This window comes from Bosea vaviloviae (assembly GCF_001741865.1).
In the GTDB taxonomy this organism is placed as follows: domain Bacteria; phylum Pseudomonadota; class Alphaproteobacteria; order Rhizobiales; family Beijerinckiaceae; genus Allobosea; species Allobosea vaviloviae.
Genome location: NZ_CP017147.1, coordinates 4,338,726 through 4,361,402 on the forward strand (window position 1 = coordinate 4,338,726; position 22,677 = coordinate 4,361,402).

23 protein-coding genes and 1 tRNA gene are annotated in these 22,677 nt (G+C 64.5%); 18 read left to right on the plus strand and 6 right to left on the minus strand.

Annotated features, from left to right (window positions below; genetic code table 11):
• Positions 1-142: 142 nt before the first annotated feature.
• Together BHK69_RS19830 and BHK69_RS31590 are read right to left on the minus strand one after the other, a co-directional pair.
• Positions 143-1,363 (minus strand): D-alanyl-D-alanine carboxypeptidase family protein, encoded by a 1,221-nt coding sequence (locus BHK69_RS19830; RefSeq protein ID WP_069691600.1) that lies wholly within the window; start codon positions 1,361-1,363, stop codon positions 143-145.
• Positions 1,364-1,412: 49 nt separating this feature from the next.
• On the minus strand, positions 1,413-2,504 hold the full coding sequence (locus tag BHK69_RS31590; RefSeq protein WP_083269567.1) for a septal ring lytic transglycosylase RlpA family protein: 1,092 nt from the start codon (positions 2,502-2,504) through the stop codon (positions 1,413-1,415).
• A gap of 547 nt (positions 2,505-3,051) precedes the next feature.
• Between BHK69_RS31590 and BHK69_RS19840 the strand changes: the two genes are divergently transcribed.
• The 6 genes from BHK69_RS19840 to BHK69_RS31595 all read left to right on the plus strand — a co-directional run bounded on the left by BHK69_RS19840 (position 3,052) and on the right by BHK69_RS31595 (position 7,078).
• A tRNA-Ser gene (locus BHK69_RS19840) sits at positions 3,052-3,141 on the plus strand.
• Positions 3,142-3,234: 93 nt separating this feature from the next.
• On the plus strand, positions 3,235-3,477 hold the full coding sequence (locus tag BHK69_RS32690) for a GIY-YIG nuclease family protein (RefSeq protein WP_069691601.1): 243 nt from the start codon (positions 3,235-3,237) through the stop codon (positions 3,475-3,477).
• A gap of 148 nt (positions 3,478-3,625) precedes the next feature.
• Positions 3,626-3,877, plus strand: a complete 252-nt coding sequence (locus BHK69_RS19850; RefSeq protein ID WP_069691602.1) for a hypothetical protein — start codon at positions 3,626-3,628, stop codon at positions 3,875-3,877.
• The gene (locus BHK69_RS19855) at positions 3,874-4,653 is read left to right on the plus strand and encodes a hypothetical protein (protein ID WP_069691603.1); all 780 of its coding nucleotides are present in this window, start codon (positions 3,874-3,876) and stop codon (positions 4,651-4,653) included. Before BHK69_RS19850 ends, BHK69_RS19855 begins: the two co-directional genes overlap by 4 nt.
• A gap of 127 nt (positions 4,654-4,780) precedes the next feature.
• Positions 4,781-6,073 carry an AlbA family DNA-binding domain-containing protein gene (locus tag BHK69_RS19860; protein WP_069691604.1) on the plus strand — a complete coding sequence of 431 codons (1,293 nt, stop codon included), beginning with the start codon at positions 4,781-4,783 and terminating at the stop codon, positions 6,071-6,073.
• 105 nt (positions 6,074-6,178) lie between these two features.
• Positions 6,179-7,078, plus strand: coding sequence for a 3'-5' exonuclease (locus BHK69_RS31595; RefSeq protein WP_083269878.1), 900 nt, complete (start codon positions 6,179-6,181; stop codon positions 7,076-7,078).
• Between the two features lie 90 nt (positions 7,079-7,168).
• Here the strand turns inward: BHK69_RS31595 and BHK69_RS19865 are convergent, their stop codons facing one another.
• Positions 7,169-7,375, minus strand: coding sequence for a hypothetical protein (locus tag BHK69_RS19865; protein ID WP_148663512.1), 207 nt, complete (start codon positions 7,373-7,375; stop codon positions 7,169-7,171).
• A gap of 32 nt (positions 7,376-7,407) precedes the next feature.
• Positions 7,408-7,860, minus strand: a complete 453-nt coding sequence (locus BHK69_RS19870) for a winged helix-turn-helix transcriptional regulator (RefSeq protein ID WP_069691606.1) — start codon at positions 7,858-7,860, stop codon at positions 7,408-7,410.
• Between the two features lie 114 nt (positions 7,861-7,974).
• Here BHK69_RS19870 and BHK69_RS19875 point away from each other — a divergent pair, with 114 nt between their 5' ends.
• Complete coding sequence (locus BHK69_RS19875) at positions 7,975-9,291, plus strand: MFS transporter (protein WP_083269570.1); 1,317 nt, start codon at positions 7,975-7,977, stop codon at positions 9,289-9,291.
• Between the two features lie 61 nt (positions 9,292-9,352).
• Here BHK69_RS19875 and BHK69_RS19880 read toward each other — a convergent pair whose 3' ends face one another.
• Positions 9,353-9,895 (minus strand): DUF3060 domain-containing protein, encoded by a 543-nt coding sequence (locus BHK69_RS19880; RefSeq protein WP_083269571.1) that lies wholly within the window; start codon positions 9,893-9,895, stop codon positions 9,353-9,355.
• 221 nt (positions 9,896-10,116) lie between these two features.
• Here BHK69_RS19880 and BHK69_RS19885 point away from each other — a divergent pair, with 221 nt between their 5' ends.
• Together BHK69_RS19885 and BHK69_RS32695 are read left to right on the plus strand one after the other, a co-directional pair.
• The gene (locus tag BHK69_RS19885) at positions 10,117-10,617 is read left to right on the plus strand and encodes a TspO/MBR family protein (RefSeq protein WP_069691607.1); all 501 of its coding nucleotides are present in this window, start codon (positions 10,117-10,119) and stop codon (positions 10,615-10,617) included.
• On the plus strand, positions 10,602-10,853 hold the full coding sequence (locus BHK69_RS32695) for a hypothetical protein (protein WP_158516246.1): 252 nt from the start codon (positions 10,602-10,604) through the stop codon (positions 10,851-10,853). Before BHK69_RS19885 ends, BHK69_RS32695 begins: the two co-directional genes overlap by 16 nt.
• Positions 10,854-10,866: 13 nt before the next feature.
• Here the strand turns inward: BHK69_RS32695 and BHK69_RS19890 are convergent, their stop codons facing one another.
• Positions 10,867-11,250 (minus strand): c-type cytochrome, encoded by a 384-nt coding sequence (locus tag BHK69_RS19890; RefSeq protein ID WP_069693820.1) that lies wholly within the window; start codon positions 11,248-11,250, stop codon positions 10,867-10,869.
• A 583-nt stretch (positions 11,251-11,833) separates the two neighbouring features.
• Between BHK69_RS19890 and kdpA the strand changes: the two genes are divergently transcribed.
• The 9 genes from kdpA (at position 11,834) to BHK69_RS19940 (ending at position 22,677) form a co-directional block, all read left to right on the plus strand.
• On the plus strand, positions 11,834-13,549 hold the full coding sequence (gene kdpA, locus BHK69_RS19900; RefSeq protein WP_069691609.1) for a potassium-transporting ATPase subunit KdpA: 1,716 nt from the start codon (positions 11,834-11,836) through the stop codon (positions 13,547-13,549).
• A 21-nt stretch (positions 13,550-13,570) separates the two neighbouring features.
• Positions 13,571-15,607, plus strand: a complete 2,037-nt coding sequence (kdpB, locus tag BHK69_RS19905; RefSeq protein WP_069691610.1) for a potassium-transporting ATPase subunit KdpB — start codon at positions 13,571-13,573, stop codon at positions 15,605-15,607.
• Between the two features lie 23 nt (positions 15,608-15,630).
• Positions 15,631-16,221 carry a potassium-transporting ATPase subunit KdpC gene (gene kdpC, locus BHK69_RS19910; protein WP_069691611.1) on the plus strand — a complete coding sequence of 197 codons (591 nt, stop codon included), beginning with the start codon at positions 15,631-15,633 and terminating at the stop codon, positions 16,219-16,221.
• Between the two features lie 107 nt (positions 16,222-16,328).
• Entirely contained in the window at positions 16,329-18,941 is a 2,613-nt protein-coding gene (locus BHK69_RS19915) for a DUF4118 domain-containing protein (protein WP_244548256.1), read from the plus strand.
• On the plus strand, positions 18,938-19,633 hold the full coding sequence (locus tag BHK69_RS19920) for a response regulator (protein WP_069691613.1): 696 nt from the start codon (positions 18,938-18,940) through the stop codon (positions 19,631-19,633). The genes BHK69_RS19915 and BHK69_RS19920 overlap by 4 nt, the downstream gene beginning before the upstream one ends.
• A 191-nt stretch (positions 19,634-19,824) precedes the next feature.
• A complete protein-coding gene (locus BHK69_RS19925; RefSeq protein ID WP_069691614.1) occupies positions 19,825-20,139 on the plus strand; it encodes a 2Fe-2S iron-sulfur cluster-binding protein in 315 nt (104 codons plus the stop codon).
• Positions 20,139-20,495 carry a DUF2849 domain-containing protein gene (locus tag BHK69_RS19930; RefSeq protein WP_069691615.1) on the plus strand — a complete coding sequence of 119 codons (357 nt, stop codon included), beginning with the start codon at positions 20,139-20,141 and terminating at the stop codon, positions 20,493-20,495. Before BHK69_RS19925 ends, BHK69_RS19930 begins: the two co-directional genes overlap by 1 nt.
• A 3-nt stretch (positions 20,496-20,498) precedes the next feature.
• Entirely contained in the window at positions 20,499-22,169 is a 1,671-nt protein-coding gene (locus BHK69_RS19935) for a nitrite/sulfite reductase (RefSeq protein WP_069691616.1), read from the plus strand.
• Entirely contained in the window at positions 22,156-22,677 is a 522-nt protein-coding gene (locus BHK69_RS19940) for a DUF934 domain-containing protein (RefSeq protein WP_069691617.1), read from the plus strand. Before BHK69_RS19935 ends, BHK69_RS19940 begins: the two co-directional genes overlap by 14 nt.

Here is a 22,677-nt window from a genome sequence, read left to right on the forward strand (position 1 = left end):
ACTGCTTGTGCATTGCTCTCAAAACCAGTTCGCCACGGTGCCGCTGCACGGATGCCGAGGATTGCATACGAGATTCGGGGGCGGCGGATAAAGCAGCCTTCCGGGCATGATGACATATCCTGCCGCCACGGTTGCGCGCCGTTCAGCTTCTCTTCAAGACCTTGCGCACCCAGCCGGTGGCGAGCTCCATCACCGCATCGAGCGCGCGGCGCTGCAAGGTGCCGGGTTCGACGGTCTCGGCGGCGTAGAGCGGGATTTCGAGCGTCTTGACCTCGCCGCGCGTGACGAGCAGGCGCCCGACCTCCGCTCCCTCCCGAACCGGCGCGACCAGCGGGCCGCGATAGACGATGCGCGCATTGAGGCGCTCGCCCGCGCCACGCGGCAGGAGCAGGCTGACCGGCCCTTTCGCCTTCAGCGCGACACGCCCCTTTTCGCCGCCGAAGACGCTGGCTTCGCCGACGATCTCGCCCTCCCCGAAGATCTTGCGCGCCTCGAAAGCGCGAAAGCCCCATTCCAGCAGCTTGCGCGCCTCCTGCGCCCGGTCGCGTGCGGTCTTCAGGCCATTGACCACGACGATCAGGCGCTGACCGTTCTGGACCGCCGAGCCGACAAGGCCGAAGCCCGCCTCGTCGATATTGCCGGTCTTCAGGCCATCCGCGCCGATCTCCATCGCCAGCAAGGGGTTGCGGTTCTGCTGCTTGATCTTGTTCCAGGTGAATTCGCGCTGGCCGAAGATCCTGTAGAGCTCGGGATAGGTCTTGATGATGTGGTCGGAGAGCCTGGCCAGTTCCCGGGCCGTGACCTTCTGCTCCGGGTCGCCCATGCCGGTCGCATTGCGGAAGACCGATTTCGTCAGGCCGAGCGCACGCACGCGCTCCGTCATCACCCGGGCGAAGGTGGCCTCATCACCGGCGATGGCCTCGGCCAGGGCGATCGCTGCGTCATTGCCGGACTGAACGATGAGGCCCTGCAGAATATCCGACAGCTTCACCCGGCTGTTCAGGATCGCAAACATCGTCGAGCCGCCCGAGACGCCCCCGCCCTTGCGCCAGGCGTTCTCGGAAATGCCGATCTCGCTGTCGAGGGTGAGACGGCCCTGCGCGATCTCCTGGAAGGCAACGAGCGCCGTCGCGATCTTGGCGAGGCTGGCGGGAACCATCAGCTCGTCGGCGGCCTTCTCGTAGAGCACCGTGCCGCTGGCTGCGTCGAGCAGGACGGCGTAAGTCGCCTGCGATTGGAAATTCTGCGCCTGCAGGCCGGTTCCAGCGAGCGATAGGACCAGGCTCAAAAATGCAACGACGCCCAGCCGCAAGGCGGCAGAGCGTCGATCAGATCCGTCGCTGCTGGTGACAGGCGCGCTCATGCTCCGATCTGAAGCAGAGGCGGGCTCGGGCGGTCAAGCCCGAACGGCTTCAATTGCGCGATAGCGGCTGCAAACTCTGGGGCGAGAGATCGCGCACCAGCGGATGCGCGTTCGAGAAGCGCTGGGTCGGGCTGCGCTCGGGCGCAGCGAACAGGCTTGCGACATTGGTGCGCACCGGCGGCAGTGGCGTCGCCCGCGGCTGCATGACGACAGGCTTGCCGGCATTGGCGATGGTGTCGAGGTCGAAGGGGCGGTTAGGCGGCAGCGGCGCGCCACGGACCGGAACGCCCACGCTGGCGGAACTTGCACTGGCGGAACTTGCGCTGGCCGAGCTCGTGGAAGCAGTCGAGACCATGCTGGCAGCGACCGGGGTGCTCGGCGCGATGGTGCGGACCGGTTCGGCATAGGCCTGCGCGACCGGCTGCGAAATGGTGGGTCGGACCGGCTCGGCCGGTGCCTCGTCGAGATTGGCGCTGGCGTAGCGGCCGGCCGCCGTCGGGGCGGTGCTTGCGACCATGGTCGGGGCGCTGGTGCCCGGGATCGAAGCCGGCTGTCCGTCCGTGCGCAACGTCGCCAGAAGCAGCTTGTCGTCGGAGCCGGCGAGCGAAGCCTGGCCGAGATATTCGAGCTTGATGCGGGCCGTGCCGAGATGGCGGAAGGCCAGCGCCTCCGCGGTCTTCTGCGAAACGTCCATCAGGCGGTTGCCGTGATAGGGACCGCGATCATTGACGCGCACGATGATCGAGCGGTTGTTCAGAACGTTGGTGACGCGGGCATAGGCCGGCAGCGGCATGGTCGGATGCGCGGCGCTGATGCCGTTGCGGTCATAGACCTCGCCATTGGCGGTGCGGCGGCCATGGAAGGCCTCGCCATACCAGGAGGCGGTGCCGACCGCCGTGTAGCCAACCGGTTTCTCATAGGGCGTGTAGCGCTTGCCGGCGACCGAATAGGTCTTGCCGATCAATTGGCGCCCGCCACCCTTGGGCACGTCCTCGCCCTCCGCGACGACGCGCGGGCTGGCCGGGCCGTATTTGGACTGGGGGAACGCTCCGATTTCCTTGGAGCGGCCACGCTGGGCGACCTGATTGCCGGCGCAATTGGCAACGAAAAGCCCGGCAAGCGCGACGCAACCAAGGCGCATGACGCGCGTTGTCAGAGTGTAACTGCTGAGGCCGCCTGGCTCGGACGCGTCGGAGGACGATTCCGGGACCGATGAGCATGCGCCTCGAGTCATTCCGTCGTTCCGCTTTCTGCGCCGAAAAACTCAACAGACCGGCCAGCCGCATCAGCGGCGAAACCGAAGTTTTCGGACAATCCAATTAAGAGATCGTTAAGCGGAGGATCGCGGATCGCGACACCGTTAACGACAACCTGTGTGCTCTTGGGCGGGCACAAAGGTGTCGGAAATGCGGCACGTGTCAACCTGGGACGGGGATAAGGCGCGATTTCAGGCGCGCGTGGCAGCCCTGCAACGTAGCCGCCAAGGCGGGGCACGCCGGCCTCCGCCCCCATCGCGGCCAGCGATCAGGGTCCACCCACGCGAGACGGATCATCCTGTTATTGCAGAGATTTTCCGGTTTTGGCCGGAGTTTTGCGCTACACCGGGACAGGCGGATATGGCCTGAGTTTCGCCAGCGCGATAAGCGGGCTTGCCAAAACGCCATGCGCCCGGCAATGACAAGCGCGTCGGAAGGGTGGCCGAGTGGTTTAAGGCAGCGGTCTTGAAAACCGCCGTGGGTGCAAGCCCACCGTGGGTTCGAATCCCACCCCTTCCGCCATCCTGCTTCGCCCGATGGGCTTCGCAGGACTGGCATCCGCCCTCTCAGTCGAAGCAGGATGCCCTCCGAAGCCTCAGCGAAGGAGGGCCGTTCGTGTGGTATGTTTATCTTCTGGAGAGCGAGGCCACGGATGGCCAACGCTATGTCGGCGTGACCTCCGACCTGAAACGGCGCCTCACGGACCACAACGCCGGAAGATCGGCGCATACATCGAAGTTCTTGCCGTGGCGGATCGTGACCTACGTCGCTTTCTCGGATCAGAGCAAGGCCACGGCTTTCGAGCGCTATCTCAAATCGGGTTCGGGACATGCGTTCGCGAACAAGCGCTTTTGGTAGTTGGCCTTGTCCAACCACGCGCTACGAAAGCAGGAATTAAATACAGCGTCACCGTAATCCCCTGCCAAGGACGACAGCAGGCTCGAATTCGCCGGTAGAGGGGTCGCCCTCCTCACCCGCCAAAATGGGCAGGGCAACGAAGCACGTGATGCTCGCCATGGCCGCCTCCTACCGTGAACAGAAAAAGAACATCGCAGACCTGGAGCGGCTGTCAATTGTGCGCCTATGGATGTGCACAACCCGTGCTGCAACCTATGCGCGAGGAGGAAAGGCGCTCAGTCTTGGCGGCGGGATAAGGGCGCGGGAGATCAATTTGACACTCGATGATCTGGATAGGGCGCAGCGCGACGAGCTAGGCCGACGATATGTCGAGAGGCCGAATGGTGGCTGCGTCGATTGATCCATCACCAGCTCTCCGCCGCCTTTGGAAGCGCGTACATATCGGCAGGCCCGCTGCCGCAACGGCTGAAGCAGCCGATTGTTGAAAAGATGAACCAGCTATCCGAGCGGGTAGCCAGAGAGGTGGACGCGACCACGTTTGACCAGGCTATCGATATCGTCTGCCATCCAGAGCGTTGGCCGAGCCATTTTGCGCTGGCAATGGCGAACGCGTACCCCCTTGGGCACGCCGAGGCCCGCTTCTTCCTTGAACAGATCAAGGCCATTCGAAACGACCTATCTCACGGTCGCAGCATCTCTACTCGCCAGCTTGAAAAAGGCACCTGCTATGCGAACGACCTAGCTGACGCGATCAAGGAATTCTTTCGAGGAGTGGGGATGGCGCAAGATTACAATGTTCCGATGATTGTTCGATACGTCGATAGCCTCGGAAATCAGAGCCATTTGAGCGGGGTCTCGACCAATATAAGCAATCGGATCATCGACTGGCGAAGATCAGGCAGAGGAGATCTATATCCGGGTGATACACTCATTGCTGAGGTCGAGGTGGACCCGAGTTACGAAGCATCCGGCTATGCTGTTAGCTGGTTTCTCTACGGGCATTCTGCACGCATTTCCGGAACCAAAGCGGTCGTGCCGATCGAGATTCAACACGTTTCGGAACAGATAGAAGTAAGGTTCGAGGTGAAGTCCGATCGACAGTGGCACCGACAAGGCGAACTCGACGATGCCCTATGTTTGCTGTTTCGAGTTCTGCCGCCCGTCGCCCCCAGGTAGGCCTGCTCACCTCAAATCTCGTCTCCTGCCGGACGGCGACACGCGCCGCTCTGAATGTACACAACCTACACCGCAACCTATTCCAGCAGGGGACTGGGCGGCAGGATCGCGATGGGCAGGTAAAATCATGTCGATCCGTACGAAAGCCCTCTCCGACATCACATGGCCGGATATCGTCGATTTGGCCACCATCGGCGCGACCGAAGATGCGATGCTCGAATTCAAGGGGTTGCTGCCTGAGAAGAACGGCAAACGCCACGGTTGGTACGATGGCCGCGACCAGATCACGGACTATACCCGAGACAAACTGGCGGCAGAGATCGTGGGGCTCGCGAACGCATATGGCGGTCGGCTGATCATCGGCATCAAGGAGACACAGGACCGGCCGCGCAAGACGGCTGGCGTCGAACCACTTCCTCGTTGCGAAATATTCGCCGAGCAGTTGGAGCAGGCCTTCCACTCGATCGTAGATCCTCCGATTGGCAGCTTCCAGATCACGCCGATTGTTGACCCGGCGGCTGTCGATAGTGCCGGCGCTGTTATCATCGCTGTCTCCGCATCCGACCTAGCCCCGCATGGTATTGGCCGCCCGCCTGCCGCCTACATTCGACGCGGAACTTCCTGCGAAGAAATGACTATGCGCGATATTCAATCGGTATTCTGGGACGCTCGCACGAAGCGGGAGCGTGTCGAGGCGTTGCGGAAAAAAGAGAGCGCTGATCTGGCCAAGTTATTCCATGAGAGGATGGCCCAGCATCAGCACAGCATTGCCACTATCGATCTTCAGGCCCCAGCGGAGCCGGGCGTATTTCTTCGCGTGACTGCGATAGCTCATAGCTCCCTCGGTTTGAACCAAACAGGACTAGCTCAATTTATAAATCAGCTTCGGCCAATTCGTGATGACCATGGGAGTGATTGGAGACCCCTTTTTGGCGATGGGCAGCCCGTGAATTTCTGGAGGCTTCGCGCGCATGGCATGCAAGCATTTGAGCGCGGACCCAGCAGATGGACCATCTTAGACGATGGGACCATCAGCGTTATTGGCTTCAGTGCCGGATACAGGAGCAGGCATGTGGTCAATGGACATTTTCCAGGCGCCTTTGCCCTTGTTGCCGCTCAAGTGCTCGTAATGAGCGATTGTCTGAGAAGGAAAGTAGGGCGGCCGGACATCCCAATCGAGATCGACATAGAAATGCGACACGACGGCAGCGCATCAGGCATTGAATGGCAGACTGTTACCAAGCTGTTCTCGGGCTTTGCAAACCGCCATGCCGAAATCGGCCCAGTGATCTTTCGCGCGAGAGCGGAGGCCGAAGCCATATTTCGCGAACTAGAAACACAATGCTGGAGCGCGTTCGGTCTCAGGGCTTCGCGAACGGCGGATGTCGATTTCGAAAGATGGTTCTCAGAGAGAAACTAGGATCGACGAGAACATTGAGTCTCCCTTGTTCACAATAGTCAGATGATGCACCGTAACAATCAATGAAAGCACGAGTTATCTACGATTGTGGGTACGGGTCAGATAATGTCCGATTGGCTTAGAGCGAAGTACGGCCTTCCACCAAAAGAGGCTCCCGCAAATAGCGAGCGGCCAAAGCCGCCGTTGATTTTGTCTGATAGTGCTCGGGCTGCCGTGGCTCAGAACCATTCTGCTGTTTCCGAATGGGTGTCCCGGAATAAACTCCCCGAATTGGATGAAACGCCCGCTCCTCCTGCCCCGGAGGTAGCATGGATTGAGAAACTTCCTCCATACGTTATATTTTTAGATGTTGAGACGACAGGGCTCAAATATGTTGATCGAATTGTGAGCTTTGCCGCGATCCGCCTCAGCACTGCGGCTCTTTATCGAAAACAGCTTGATTTAAGCTTTATGCATTTGATCTTCGATCCGGGCATCAATAGCCACCCTCAGGCTCAGCAAGCACATGGGTACTCCGATTGGATCTTGCGACATCAAGACCCCTTCAACGAGCACTCGGCAGGTATCTGGAAATTCATCCACCGCGCTCCCCTGATTGTGGCGCACAATGCTGACTTTGATGCTGGATTTCTAGATCGAGCTTTCAGGCTGGCGGGCGGCCCGGAGATAGCGCGCGAGACCTTCTGCACGATGCGCGCCTACCAAAATCTCGGCCTGAGAGGTGGCGCATCGCTAGCGGCAGCCGGTCGAACGATAGGCCTAGCCAGACGAAACGAACACCACGGCGCGCTCGAAGACGCTTGGCTTTGCATGCTCATCTATCTCTGGCTGCACGGATGTCCGCTGAGGTTCCCTCCCTCGGAGGAACTCTACTCGGCTCCGTCAAATATACGGCAATGGCCCTTGCCTCCCGATGGCCGGCTGCCTCGACGAAAAAACGTCTTAAGGCGATCGGCGTCGCTTCAGGATGCCCGCGAAGCCGATGTCGATGCGCTCCGGCGCTAGGCCGATGCGACTAAGGCGGTCGCGGATGACTGAACCAGAAGAGCCCCCGGGTTTGGCAGGGGCTCTCGATGGGATCGCGATAGGGACGGGTTAGGGGGCGGCGGAGCCGACAGCAGGAGCGCTCACCTCGGGCATCGAGCGCCCAGTCAAGCCCGGCCCGGAGCCGGTCGTGAGCGCGCCGGTCGCGGTGATGCGCTGATCGATCTTGGCGAGGAATTCGGGCGACGGGCTCACCGTAGTGAGGCCGGAAATCGTGGCGCTCCCCTCGACCTCGGCTGTGACCTGGTCTTGCCGCACCACGGCCTCAAAGCGTGCCCGCCCACCCTCTCCTACTCCGGCTCGGGCACCTTCAAGATCACCGTCTCGTCGGGGCCGATCGCACGGCCATCCTGCGTGCGAATGTCGAGCCGGACAGGCAGGCCCGTGTCACGCTCGACCAGGGACGAGCGCTGCTCGTCCGCCTCGAAGAGATGGCGCTCGCCCCATTGCCGGAGCGCGACCATCACCGGGAACAGGTCCCGGCCCATCTCGGTCAGACGATATTCCTGGCGCACGGCGCCATCGCCAGCCGGAGCAAGTTCCAGGATGCCGCGCGAGACCAGCGTCCGCAGGCGGTCCGACAGGATGTTCTTGGCGATGCCGAGGCTCTTCTGAAACTCGCCGAAGCGCGTCAGGCCGTCGAAAGCGTCGCGCACGATCAAGAGCGACCACCAATCCCCGATCACATCGAGCGACCGGGCGCTGGGGCAGAAATCCGCTTTCAGGCTTCTCCGCCCAACCATCGATGTCGCTCCAGGCCGATGTGAACAGGCCTCATGTTCAGGTTGCATCATAAAACTGAAATGGCTATGCGTCGATTGGTTTTATAATAAAACCGATTCTGGCTGGAGCTTGCGATGCATGGACAGCAAAAGACGGCACCCGTCCGTGCCGTCAGCGATGGCACGCGCCTTCAAGAAAGTGCCGATGGGCAGGCTCCCGATGGGCACGTCGTTCCCGACGCTTCATCACAGCCGTCCCGGCTGACTCGCCCTGTCACCTTGCTGTTTGCGGTCGCGAGCGGGCTCGCCGTCGCCAACGCCTATTTCGCCCAGCCATTGCTCGACGTGATGGCGCAGGAGCTCGGGCTTTCCCGGACGATCGCCGGCCTGATCGTCGGTGCGACCCAGCTCGGTTATGGGCTGGGCCTGATCCTGCTCGTGCCGCTGGGCGATCTCATCGATCGGCGCAGCCTTATCGTCGGTCAGTCGCTGCTGTCTGCTCTCGCGCTGATTTCGGTCGGCTTCTCCTCGACAGCTGCGATGCTCCTGGGTTCGATGGCGGCACTTGGTTTGCTGGCCGTCGTCACGCAAACCCTTGTCGCCTATGCCGCGAGCCTGGCGCGGCCGGCCGAGCGCGGACAGGTTGTCGGAGTCGTCACGAGCGGCATCGTCCTCGGCATCCTGCTGGCGCGAACCGCCGCCGGGCTCCTGACCGATCTGTCGGGATGGCGCACGGTCTATCTGGTCTCCGCGGCCTTGACGCTCGTGATCGCCGGCCTTCTCTACAAAGCCCTGCCGCGGCAGGAGCGCTTGCCCAAGACGATCTCCTATCCGCGCCTGATCGGCTCGCTCATCACGCTCTTCGTCGAGGAGCCGGTGCTGCGCATCCGCGCCGTGATCGCGATGCTGATCTTCGCCAACATCACGACGCTGCTCACACCGCTGATCTTGCCGCTGAGCGCGCCGCCCTTCTCGCTGTCTCACACCGAAGTCGGCCTTTTCGGTCTCGCCGGCGCAGCAGGTGCGCTCGGCGCTGCAAGGGCCGGACGCTGGGCGGATCAGGGATTGGGCCAGCGCATCACCGGCATGGCGCTCGGTCTCATGCTCTTGGCCTGGCTGCCGATCTCATGGCTGGGACATTCGATCCTGTGGCTGATCCTGGGCGTCGTCATCATCGATTTCGGCCTGCAGGCGACCCATGTGACCAACCAGGGCATGATCTATCGTGTCAGGCCCGAAGCGCAGAGCCGGCTGACGGCCGCCTATATGGTGTTCTACTCCATCGGCAGCGCGCTCGGCTCATCCTTCTCCACGATCGTCTATGCCCATGCAGGCTGGAACGGCGTCTGCCTGCTCGGCGCCGGCATCAGCGCGCTGACGATCGCCTTCTGGGCCGCGACCTTGCGGGCCACGCCTGCAATGGCCACGGGACGTTCGATTGCCGCGGAGTGATTCGCGCAATATCGCGGGCAGTTCACTTCAATGGGCTGCGGGCATCAGTCGGGTCGCCATGTCAGCGCCGAGTGACGCGGTTGTCGATGCCCGATGTCGAGATCGTCGGCGCCTTCACTCCCGCCTCGCTGGTCCAGCTCAGAACGTTCGCCGAGCCCTCCACCGTGACCTTGGTCGGCCCCGCAACCACCAGATCGACCTTCTGGTCCGCGCCGGAGACGGCAACCTCGGCCGAACCCTCAACCGGTTTTAGCGTTGCCTTCACGACGTTCTGGGTCACCTCCACCGAGAGACTTGCCACCACACCGCCCGTCGCCACATTGGACATGCCGCTGACGATGAGGCCTTGCGCATCGTCAAAGCTGACCTTGTGATCCACGCCGATCACCTTGACCATGCCGCACCGCCCCTTCAGCTCGACCATGTTTCCCTGGCCGGAGATGACGACATCCTGGCCGTCGCAGGCGAAGTCGCGAGACATCCTGACGCCCTCCACCCGAATCTCCTCAGCGAATGCGGAGGCCGGCAGGAGGACGATTGCGGCGGCGAGAAGCGAGCAGCTGATTTTCAACGTCTTATCCTCTGTCTGGAAGCGTCCGATCAAGGCAACCACTCTCCCATGGAAGGGCGTGCATGGAACGGCGTGCCCCCAGTTTGGAGCGCGAGTGCGGCAGAGATTTGAAGACCGCCGTGGGTGCAAAGCGATTCAAGCCTCGCCCGGCTCGCGGAAAAATTCGGCGCGACCGAGATGATGGCGGCGCTGGCGCGTTCCGGAAAACGAGTAGCGCGCTTGCTCTGGGTGCAGCGTCTCCCCATCATCCACTCATGAACAACGCCGTTCCCGACCTGCCTTCCGCCCTCCGGCCGCTCTGGCTCGATCTCCTGATCGCGGTGGCGCCTGTGGTCCTGGCATCAGTGATCGGCAGCGCCGCGACCGTGCCGCAGATTCCCGGCTGGTATGCCGGCCTCGTCAAGCCGCCCTTCAACCCGCCGAACTGGATCTTCGCGCCTGTCTGGACGACGCTGTTCGCGATGATGGCCTATGCCGTCTTCCGCATCCGACGGCAGCCGCTGCAGGCGCAGTGGGCGCTGGTCGCCTATCACGTGCAACTCGCACTGAATCTGCTCTGGTCCTGCGTCTTCTTCGGGCTCAACAGCCCGCTCGGCGGCATGGTGGTGATCCTGCCGCTGCTCGCGATGATCTTCGCCACGGTCGCAGCTTTCGGCCGGATCGACCGGGTGTCGTCGCTGCTGCTTTGGCCCTATGCCGCATGGGTCTCTTTCGCGACCTTGCTGAACCTCTCGATCTGGTGGCTGAACCGCTGACGCGGCAACGTCAGGCGATCGAGCACCCTCACGCCCAGCGCCCGCCGGTCAACCACGGCACGCCGCCTTCCCGTCTGGTGGCGCTTCCGATGATCCTGAGCGAGCCGGAAGAGATTGAGACGTGGCTGTCCGAGCAGGCAAAGGCATTGCGCGGCCGTGACCTTGCGGGCCACGCCTTCAATGGCCTCAGGGCGCTCGCTGGCCGCGGAGTGATTTGGTCCGAGCGGTCTGGCTAAACCTCAGCGCACCCTAAAGCTTCTTCCCGTCCTGGCCGAACTGCTTGAGGAAGGCGGTGAGGTCCTTGATCTCCTGCTCGTTCTTGATGCCGGCGAAGATCATCTTGGTGCCGGGAATCTTGGCCTTGGGGTCCTTGATGTATTCGGCGAAGGTCGCCTCGTCCCAGGAGATGCCGGAGTTCTTGTTGGCCGCGGAGTAGCTATAGCCCTCGACCGAGCCTGAGTGCCGCCCGAACAGGCCGTTGAGCTGGGGGCCGACCAGGTTCTTGGCGCCTTCGCCAGTCTGATGGCAGGCGCGGCATTTGTTCCAGGAGCGCTCGCCGGCGCTGATGTCCTGGGCAAGGGCCGGCAGGACGGCAGTGGCGGAGATTAGGATGGCGCAGGCGATCGCTTTCATCAGGCTTCCTTCGAGGCTGGGCTGGAGCCGCACCGGTGAGATATGGGCGCGGTGAATCATGCCTGTCTGCGAAGCGTTCTAACCTGCGAATATGGAAATCCGGAGAACCCGCCGATCGCATTGTCCCTCCCGCCGCTCACATTCTCGGGATGAGGCGCTTCGACAGGTCTTCATTCCCACAGATCTGAACGCCTCCTGAGCTGCCTCGCTCCGCCCGCCCTTTCCATGATTTCCGTTGGGTTACACCCAAATGCGTGCCGCTTCATGGTGCGGCCCGGTTCAATCTTTATGCCGCCCTTATGCGCTGCCCTGCCCTTCCGGCTCGACCCTTGAGCCCTCCGGGCAGCATCTCTCCGGTCTAACCTGACCGGAGTAAGGCTCATGGCCGACATCCTCTATCTCGTGCTGGGAACCGGGGCCTTCCTGCTCTTCGGTTGCTACGCAACGCTGCTGCGCAAGGTCTGACGATCATGGCGCTCACCTGGCTTTACGCGACTGCTGCCCTCGGGCTTGCGGTCTACATGGTCGCCGCGCTTTTGCGCCCCGACCGCTTCTGACCTCAAAATCATAAGGAGACCTCGCAATGGATTGGCGGGGCTGGGCCGAGATCGTTTTTACGATCGCGTTGACGGTGGCCATGGGTTGGCCGCTCGGTATCTTCATGGCGCGCGTCTGGGCGGGCGAACGCACCTGGCTCGATCCGGTGCTGCGGCCGGTCGAGGCGCTCGCCTATGCCGCCTTCGGCATCGACCGCAACAAGGGGCAGAACTGGCTGAGCTATGCCGGGGCGGTGCTCGCCTTCAGCGCCGCCGGCTTCGTGCTGCTCTATCTGCAGCTGCGCTTCCAGAACCTGCTGCCGCTCAACCCGCAAGGCTTCGACGGCCTGTCGCCGCATCTCGCCTTCAACACGGCGGTCAGCTTCGTCACCAACACGAACTGGCAGTCCTATGCCGGCGAGGCGACGATGAGCAATCTCAGCCAGATGGCGGGGCTCACCGTGCATAACTTCGTCTCGGCCGGCACCGGCCTGGCGATCGCGGCTGCGGTCGCGCGTGCCTTCGCCGCCGATCGCGGCGAGAACCTCGGCAATTTCTGGGTCGATCTGACGCGCACCACGCTCTATGTGCTGCTGCCGCTCTCGATCGTGACCGCGCTCGTGCTGGTCGCGGCCGGCGTGCCGCAGACCCTGCTCGCCAATGTCGAAGCCTCGACCATCGAGGGTGCCAAACAGGTGATCTCACTGTTCCCGACCGCCTCGCAGGAGGCGATCAAGCAGTGGGGCACCAATGGCGGCGGCATCTTCAACGTCAACTCGGCGCACCCGTTCGAAAACCCGACGCCGTTCACCAACCTGATCGAGGCCACCTCGATCAACGCGCTTGCCTTCGGCACCGTGATCGCTTTCGGGCGCATTGCCGGGGCGCGCAAGGAGGCCAAGGCGCTGATCGCGGTGATGGTCATCCTCGTCGGCGTCGCCGCCGCCGCGATCTATGCTTCGGAGACGCTCACGCCGCAGCCGGCGATGATCGCAGCCGGCATCACCGACGCCCCGTCCAATATGGAGGGCAAGGAGGTCCGCTTCGGGCCGGCCGCTTCATCGGTCTGGGCGGCGCAGACGACCGGCGCCTCCAACGGCTCGGTCAACGCGATGCATGGCAGCTTCATGCCGCTTGGCGGCGGCGTTGCGATGTTCATGATCCAGCTCGGCGAGGTCCTGCCGGGCGGCGTCGGCTCCGGCCTTTACGGCATGGTGGTGATGGCCCTGCTTGCGGTCTTCGTCGCGGGGTTGATGGTCGGGCGTACGCCTGAATATCTCGGCAAGAAGGTCGAGGCGCGCGAGATCAAGTTCGCCATGCTGGCGGTGCTGATCCTGCCGCTCGCCATTCTCGGCTTCTCCGCCATCGCCGCCGTGCTGCCGGTCGCACTCGAAGGTTTGCTGAACAAGGGGCCGCGTGGATTGTCCGAGATCCTCTACGCCTATTCGTCGGCGGCGGGGAACAACGGCTCGGCCTTTGCCGGGCTCACCGCCAACACCCCCTGGTGGAACACGACGCTGGCCATCGGCATGCTGCTCGGCCGCTTCGCCTATATCGTGCCGGTTCTCGCCATCGCTGGCGCGCTAGCGGCCAAGCCGAAGCTTCAGCCGACCGCCGGCACCTTGCCGAGCGACAGCCCGCTCTTTGTCGGCCTGCTCATCGGCATCGTCTTGATCCTGGGCGGCCTGCAATTCTTCCCCGCGCTCGCTCTGGGCCCGATCGTCGAGCATTTCCAGCTGCTTGCGGCTGCGGCTTCACGCTGAGCCGACAAAGGAAATCCAATCATGTCCATGTCTTTTGTCAAATCCGGCGCGATCGACCAGAGCGTCGTGACGACCGCGCTGAAGAGCGCCTTCGTCAAGCTCGACCCGCGCGCACTGACCGGCAACCCGGTGATCCTCGCAACCGAGGTGGTCGCGGCGCTCGCGACCGTCTCGGCCGGCGTCGCCATCGCCGGCGGCCTGCCGGCCAGCTTTCCGATCCAGATCGCGGCCTGGCTCTGGCTGACCGTGCTCTTCGCCAATTTCGCCGAGGCCATCGCCGAAGGGCGCGGCAAGGCGGCGGCCGACAGCCTGCGCGCCACCCGCGTCACCACCAGGGCCAAGCTGATCATCGACGACGCCCGCAATGCGATGGTCCCGACGCCGGCTCATGAACTCGTGCCGGGCGATATCGTGCTGGTCGAGGCCGGCGACGTGATTCCGGCCGATGGCGAGATCATCGAGGGTGTCGCCTCGGTCAACGAGGCTGCCATCACCGGCGAATCCGCCCCCGTCATCCGCGAGAGCGGCGGCGACCGCTCGGCCGTCACCGGCGGCACCACGGTCGTCTCCGACTGGCTCAAGGTGAAGGTCACCTCGCAGCAGGGCTCGTCCTTCCTCGATCGCATGATCGCGATGGTGGAAGGCGCCGACCGGCGCAAGACGCCCAACGAGCTTGCGCTCGCCGTGCTGCTCGCGGGGCTGACGCTGGTCTTCCTGATCGCCGTCGTGACGCTGACCGGGCTTGGGGCGTTCTTGGGCGTGACGCTCGATCCCATGGTGCTCGGCGCGCTCTTCGTGACGCTGATCCCGACCACGATCGGCGGGCTGCTCAGCGCGGTCGGCATTGCCGGCATGGACCGGCTGCTGAAGGTCAATGTGCTGGCAACCTCCGGCCGCGCGGTCGAGGCGGCAGGCGACGTCGATACGCTGCTGCTCGACAAGACCGGCACGATCACCTTCGGCAACCGCATGGCGGTCGAGGTCGTGCCGGCTCCCGGCGTGCGGCCCGATGCGGCGCTGCGCGCCGCGCTGATCGCCTCGCTTGCCGACGAGACGCCCGAGGGCCGCTCGATCGTCGAGCTCGCCCGCAATCAGGGCGTGACAGCGCAAATCCCGGCGGGGGCGACCTCGATCCCGTTCAGCGCCACGACACGCCAGTCCGGCCTCGATGCCGACGGCAAGTCCTGGCGCAAGGGCGCTGTGGATGCGGTCATCCGCTCGCTCGACCTCTCCGAGAGCCAGGTTCCCGCCGAATTGCGCCAGGCGGTCGACCGCGTCGCGCGGTCCGGCGGCACGCCGCTCGCCGTCAGCGAGCACGGCGCGCTGGTCGGCGTCATCCATCTCAAGGATGTGGTGAAGCCCGGCGTGAAGGACCGCTTCGCCGATCTGCGCCGCATGGGCGTGCGCACCGTCATGATCACCGGCGACAACCCGGTAACGGCGGCTGCCATCGCCTCGGAAGCCGGCGTCGATGATTTCCTCGCCGAGGCGACGCCCGAGGACAAGCTGCGCATCATCCGCACCGAGCAGGCCAAGGGCCGCCTGGTCGCGATGTGCGGCGACGGCGCCAACGATGCCCCTGCCCTGGCGCAGGCCGATGTCGGCGTCGCCATGCAGACCGGCGCGCAGGCCGCCCGCGAGGCCGGCAACATGGTCGATCTCGATAGCGATCCGACCAAGGTTCTGGAGATCGTCGAGGTCGGCAAACAGCTCTTGATCACGCGCGGGGCGTTGACGACCTTCTCGATCGCCAACGACGTGGCGAAATATTTCGCCATCATCCCGGCGATGTTCGTCGTCGCCCTGCCCTCGCTTGGCGCGATGAACATCATGGGCCTGTCGAGCCCGCAGAGCGCCATCCTCTCGGCGGTGATCTTCAACGCGCTCGTCATCGTCGCGCTAATCCCGCTGGCGCTGCGCGGCGTGCGCTACCGGGCGATCGGGGCCGCCAAGCTGCTCTCGCGCAACCTCACCATCTACGGCATCGGCGGGCTGATCGCGCCCTTCGTCGGCATCAAGCTGATCGACATGATCGTCGCGGCGCTGAAGCTCGCCTGACCGCTCATCAAAGGACAACGACCATGTGGTCCCATCTTCGCCCCGCCATCGTCTCGATGGTCTTCTTCACCCTCCTGCTCGGCATCGCCTATCCGCTCGGCGTCACCGGGCTCTCCCAGGCCATGTTTCCGGCGCAGGCCGGTGGCTCGCTGATCCGCAACCAGGCCGGCGAGATCATCGGCTCGGAATGGATCGGCCAGATCTTCAAGGACGATGCCTATCTGCGGCCCCGCCCCTCGGCTGCCGGCAAGGACGGCTATGACGCTGCCAATTCCTCCGGCTCCAATTTCGGGCCGCTGAACGAGGACCTCGCCACGCGCATCAAGACCGATGCCGAGGCGATCCGCGCCGCTGACGGCGCCGGCCCGCTGCCGGCTGACGCCGTTCAAGCATCGGGTTCGGGTCTCGACCCGCATATCTCGCCGGAGAACGCGGCCCGCCAGATCGAGCGCATCGCTAGGACGCGCGGCGCCCAGCCGGCTGAGGTCGCCGAGATCATCGCCCAGAACACGCAAGGTTATCTGCTCGGTTTCATCGGCCGGCCGCGCGTCAACGTGCTGACCGCCAACCTCGCCCTCGACGCACGCTATCCGAAGGCTCAAGCTAAGCCGTAATGACCACGGACGAGACCCGATTCCGGGAACAGGGACGCCCTGATCCCGACGCCCTTCTGGCCCAGGCCGGCCGCGGTAAACGCGGCCGGCTGAAGATATTTCTCGGCATGGCGCCGGGCGTCGGCAAGACCTACGAGATGCTCACCCAGGGCAAGCGCGCGCAAGCGGAGCATGGCGAGGTGCTGGTCGGCCTCGTCGAGACGCATGGCCGCCGCGAGACCGAAGCGCTGCTCGACGGGCTGGAGGTGATGGCGCGTCGGCCGATCGAGCATAATGGCCGGATGCTGATGGAGTTCGACCTCGATGCGGCGCTGGCCTGCAAGCCGCGCCTGCTGCTGGTCGATGAATACGCGCATTCCAATGCGCCGGGCAGCCGCCACCCCAAGCGCTGGCAGGATGTGCAGGAGCTCCTCGACGCCGGGATCGACATCTGGACGACGCTGAACGTCCAGCATCTCGAGAGCCTGGTCGACGTGATCTGGAAGATCACCGGCGTGCGCCAGCGCGAAACCGTGCCCGACAGTGTCCTGAGCAGCGCCGACGAGATCGAACTGATCGACATCACGCCGAGCGAGCTGCGCCAGCGCATGGCCGAGGGCAAGGTCTACCTCCCCGAGACGGCGCGGCTCGCCGCCGACCATTTCTTCAAGCCGGAGAACCTGACCGCGCTGCGCGAGCTTGCCTTGCGCCGCGCCGCACAGACGGTCGACGACCATCTGAACCAGGCGATGAAACGCGCCGGCGTCGAAGGCCCCTGGGCTGCCGGCGAACGCATCCTGGTGCTGATCGGGCCAGACGCGATGGCGTCCTCGCTCGTGCGCGCCGGCCGGCGCCTTTCCGACATGATGATGGACGCGCCCTGGACGGTCGCCCATGTCGAGCGGCCCAACCGTTCGGACGCCGATCCGGCACGCGGTCAGAGGCTGGCGGAAGCGCTCAAGCTCGCCGAACAGCTTGGCGCCGCCAATGTCGTGCTGACGAGCGACGATCTCGTCGCCAGCGTGCTGGAATATGCGCGCCGCAACAACGTCACCCAGATCGTCGTCGGAAAATCGCATCGCAGGGGTTGGCGCGCCTGGTTCCATCGCTCGCTCGCCCCTGCCCTGCTGGAGGCGCAAAACGGTGCGGCGCTTCACATCATCACCGATATCGCCTCCGTACCGGCCGGCCCGCCCCCGACTGCGCCGACGCGCGATCTCTCCTGGCGCGGCCATATCGGCGCGGCGGTCATGGTCGCCGCGGCAGTCGTCGTCGCGACATTGGTCGATCGCCAGGCGGAGAACGCCAACCTCGCCATGCTGTTTCTCGTCAGCGTGCTGGGAGCGGGCGTCGCCTTCGGCCTTTGGCCGTCGCTGACCGCGGCAGGGCTCGCTGCCCTCGCCTACAACTTCTTCTTCCTCGAGCCGCGCCTGTCGATGTGGATCGGCAATCCCGCGGATGTGCTGACCTTCGCCGTGTTCTTCGTCGCGGCCGTCGCCACCGGCGGCCTGACCGGGCGCATCCGCGACCAGGCCAAGGCGACGGCGCGGCGCGCCTCGGCGATCACGGCGCTGCTGGCGGCAAGCCGCAGGCTTTCGGGCGCAGCGCGCCGGGAGGACGCCGCGACCGTGCTGGCCGAGCAGCTTTCGGCGGCAACGGCCGGGAAGGTCATCGTCCTGCTGCCGCAAGGAGACGAGATCGCGCCCAGCGCCGGTGCGCCCTCGCTGGAGCCGTTGACTACCGCCGACATGACGGCCGCGCGCTGGAGCTGGAACCGGGGCGAGCCCGCCGGAGCCGGCACCGGCACGCTGCCCAATGTCGCCTGGACCTTCCGGCCCTTGCAGGGCGTGCGGGCGCGCACGGGCGTGGTCGGGTTCGAGCCCAAGGCCCTGCTGGGTGCGGAGAATGAGCGTTTTGCCATGGCGCTGCTCGACCAGGGCGCGATTGCGCTGGAGCGGGTGGAGCTCGCCGCAGCCGCCGTCGATGCCGAGGCGCTGCGCCGGACGGACCGATTGCGCTCGGCGCTATTGAACTCGGTCAGCCATGATCTGCGCACACCGCTCGCCACCGTGCTCGGCTCGGTGACGACGCTGATCGATTTCGGCAAGAGCGTCGAGCCGGCCGTGGCCGACGATCTGCTTTTGTCGATTCGCGAGGAGGCCGAGCGCCTCAACCGCTATGTCGGCGACCTGCTCGACATGACGCGGCTGGAGGGCGGCGCGCTGGTGACACGCCGCGACTGGACCGATGTCCGCGACGTGATCTCGGCCGCGATCGCGCGGGTCTCGCGGCGGCTGGAGAACCGCCGCATCCAGCGCGATTTTCCAGCCGAACTTTCGGCCGTGCCAGCCGACCCGTCCTTGCTCGAACAGGCCCTGGTCAACATCCTGGAGAACGCGATCGCCTATAGCGAGAACGGTTCGCTGATCGAAACCGCTGCCTATGAGGACCGGGGCAATGTCGTGATCTCGATCGAGGACGAAGGTCGCGGCATCCCGACTGCCGAGCTCGAACGCGTCTTCGAGAAGTTCCGGCGCATGGAAGAAGCGACTGATCGCGGCGGCGAGCGCGGCAAGGGGGCAGGCCTCGGCCTTGCCATCTCCAAGGGCTTTGTCGAGGCGATGGGCGGGCGCATCGCAGCCGCGAGCCCGATCCAGGACCGGCCCGACGGTTCCAAGGGCGGCACCCGCATATTGATCAGCCTGCGCAAGGACGGCGCGGCGCCGGAGGTTCTGTCATGACTGCTTTCCGCCCCCGCATCCTTGTCATCGACGACGAGCCGCAGATCCACCGCTTCCTCGGCCCCGCGCTCGATGCGGCGGGTTACGAGCATGTCCGCGCCGACGACGCCACGGCCGGCCTGCGCGAGATCGCGCGCAAACCGCCCGACGCCGTGGTGCTCGATCTCGGCCTGCCCGACATGGACGGCAAGGAGGCCCTGGCCAAGGCACGCGCCTTCTATGACGGGCCGGTGATCATCCTCTCGGCCCGGGACCGCGAGACCGAGAAGATCGACGCGCTCGATGCCGGCGCCGATGACTATGTCGAAAAGCCCTTCGGCGTCGGGGAATTGCTGGCGCGCCTGCGCGTTGCGCTGCGCCACCGCATCGAGCGGCAAGGCGCGGAGGCGACGATCCGCTCAGGCGATGTCGAGATCGACCTCGTCAACCGCCGCATCAGCCGCGCCGGGGTGCATGTCAAACTCTCACCGAAGGAATACGACCTGCTCGCCAGCCTGGCCGGCGGAAACGGCCGCGTGCTGACGCATCGCCAGATCCTGACCGCGGTCTGGGGGCCGGCGCATGAGCATGACGTGCAGTATCTGCGCGTCTTCGTCGGGCAGTTGCGCCAGAAGCTCGAGGATGACCCTGCGGCGCCGAAGCTGATCGAGACCGAACCCGGCGTGGGCTATCGGCTGGGCGGATTGGTCTGACGCAGCCGTTGTCGCCTCTCCTCCTGTGGAGGAAAATCCACTCGATGCGCGCCATGCCCGATGAGTTGGAAAGAGAAATCTCCTCCTTTTGATCGGGAATAAGAAAAAACACGCTACCTTGCGTGAATTGAACCGATCGCCGCTCTGGCTTATTTGAAACGTTCGGAAGAACGAACGGGGCAAGCGGCGCAGTGGCCATTCTGAATGTGATCGACCGCGACGGTCGCGCCCATGAACTCGAAGCCGTTGAAGGCTGGCGGGTGATGGAGATCCTGCGCGACTACAAGGTCGGGATCGAGGGCGTCTGCGGCGGTTCCTGCGATTGCGCCACCTGCCATGTCGTCGTCGCGCCCGACTGGGCCAAGCGCCTGCCGGAGCCGCGCGAGGATGAGATCGACGCGCTCGATACCCTGCCATTGATCGAGGCGACCTCGCGCCTCTCCTGCCAGATCATCTGGTCCGACGATCTCGACGGTCTGACGCTCACTTTGGCGGAGGCTGCGTGATGGCTGCCGCCCCCAAGCGCGTTCCCTTGCCGGCGATCCTGCTCGCCAACGATCTGCTCGACGGCGATGTCGTCTTCGCTGTCACCGATGCCAACGGACAACTCGCCTGGACGCGCGATCCGGCGCTGGCGCTGGTCGCCTCGGACGACCCCGCCGCAGAGAGCCTCGAGGCTTTCGCCGCGGCCGAGCTCGCGGGCAATCGCGTGGTCGATGCCTATCTCGTCGATGTCGCCATGGAGACCGGCCAGCCGGTTCCGCGGCATTTCCGCGAGAGGTTCAAAACGCTGGGGCCCAGCAACCGTCCCGATCTCGGCAAGCAGGCCGGGGACGGGATCTCTGCCGGGCAGAGGGTCTGACCGATGTACCGCTATGATGAATTCGACGAGCGTTTTGTCCGCGAGCGGGTCGCCCAGTTCCGCGACCAGGTGGCGCGCCGCCTCGACGGCTCGATCACCGAGGACGAGTTCAAGCCGCTGCGGCTCAAGAACGGCGTCTATCTGCAGCTCCACGCCTATATGCTGCGCATCGCCATCCCCTATGGCACGCTGTCGTCGAAGCAGCTGCGCCAGCTTGCGCTGATCGGCGAACGCTACGACCGCGGCTACGGCCATTTCACCACGCGCCAGAACCTGCAGTTCAACTGGCCGAAGCTGCGCGACGTGCCCGAAATCCTGGATCTGCTCGCCGATGTCGAGATGCATTGCATCCAGACCTCCGGCAACTGCATCCGTAACGTCACGGCCGACCATTTCGCCGGCGTGGCGCAGGACGAGATCGAGGATCCGCGCCCGACCGCCGAATTGATCCGGCAATGGTCGTCGCTGCATCCGGAATTCGACTACCTGCCGCGCAAGTTCAAGATCGCGGTGACCGGCGCCGAGCATGACCGCGCCGTGATCAAGGCGCACGATATCGGCCTGCGCCTGCGCCGCCATCCCGACACCCATGAAGTCAGCTACGAGGTCAGCGTCGGCGGCGGCCTCGGTCGCACCCCGATGATCGGCAAGGTCGTGCGCGACTACCTGCCCAAGAATGACCTGCTCGCCTTCCTCGAGGCGATCATGCGGGTCTATAATCTCGAAGGCCGGCGCGACAACAAATACAAGGCGCGGGTCAAGATCCTCGTCCATGAGATCGGTGTCGAAGAATTCCGCCGTCGCGTCGAGGAGGAGTTCGCCCGGCTCGATGGCCCGTCAGTGAACGCCGATCCGGCCGAGGTCGCGCGCATCGCCGACTATTTCAAGACGCCCGATTATGAGGTCCTGCCGGCGACGAGCCGGGTGCTGGAGGCGACGAAGGCCGCCAACCCGGCTTTCGCGCGCTGGATCGAGGTCAATACGATCCCGCACAAGGCGCCGGGCTATGCGGCGCTGACGATCTCGCTGAAACCCGTCGGCGAGGCGCCGGGCGATGCGACCTCCGACCAGATGCGGCTCGTCGCCGATCTTGCCGAGCAGTATTCGCAAGCCGAAATCCGCGTGACCCATGCGCAGAACCTCGTGCTGCCCTATGTCCGCCAGCGCGACCTCTTCGCGATCTGGCAGAGGCTCGGCGAAGCGGGGCTCGCAAGCGCCAATATCGGCCTGATCACCGACATCATTTCCTGCCCCGGGCTCGATTACTGCGCGCTGGCGACGGCGCGTTCGATCCCGATCGCACAGGCGATCCAGCATCGTTTCGCCGACGACAATCGCCAGAAGGCGATCGGCGAGCTCAACATCAAGATTTCGGGCTGCATCAACGCCTGCGGCCACCACCATGTCGGCCATATCGGCATTCTTGGCCTGGAGAAGCGCGGGATCGAATCCTATCAGATCACGCTTGGCGGCGACGCGACCGAGAACGCCGCGATCGGCGAGATCCTGGGGCCAGGCCTCGCGGCGGAGGATGTTCCCGACGCAATCGAGCGGATCGTGAACGTCTATCTCTCCGAGCGGGCCGAGGGCGAGAGCTTCATCGAGAACGTCCGTCGCATCGGCCTTGCCCCGTTCAAGGCCGCCTTCCAGGAGGTCGCCCATGCCGTTGCTTGATCGGAACGGCACCAAAATCGACGCCTGGACGCGCAGCGAAGGCTCAGGGGTCGACAACCTCTCGCAGGCCCTGGTGCCGTGGGAAGCGCTGACCGAGGCGCTTCAGCAGAAGACGCGCGACCAGCGCATCGGCGTCGTGATCCCCAATAATATCCGCATCGCCGAGCTCAAGCTGGTGCTGCGCCAGCTCTCGCTGATCGCTGTCAGCTTCCCGGCCTATTCGGACGGGCGCGGCTTCAGCCTCGCCAAGCTGATCCGCAATCACGGCTTCACCGGAACCTTGCGCGCCAGCGGCCCCCTGATCGCCGACCAGTTCGCCTATGCGCTGGCCTGCGGCTTCGACGAAATCGAACTGCCCGAGGCCAGCGCGGCACGTCAACCGGTCGAGCAATGGCTCAAGGCCGCGGGCCAGATCAGCCATGGCTATCAGCGCGGCTATGGCGACAGCCACAACATCCTCGACCAGCGTCGGACGGCCCGCGCCGCCGGCCGCCTCGCCGCATCTTAA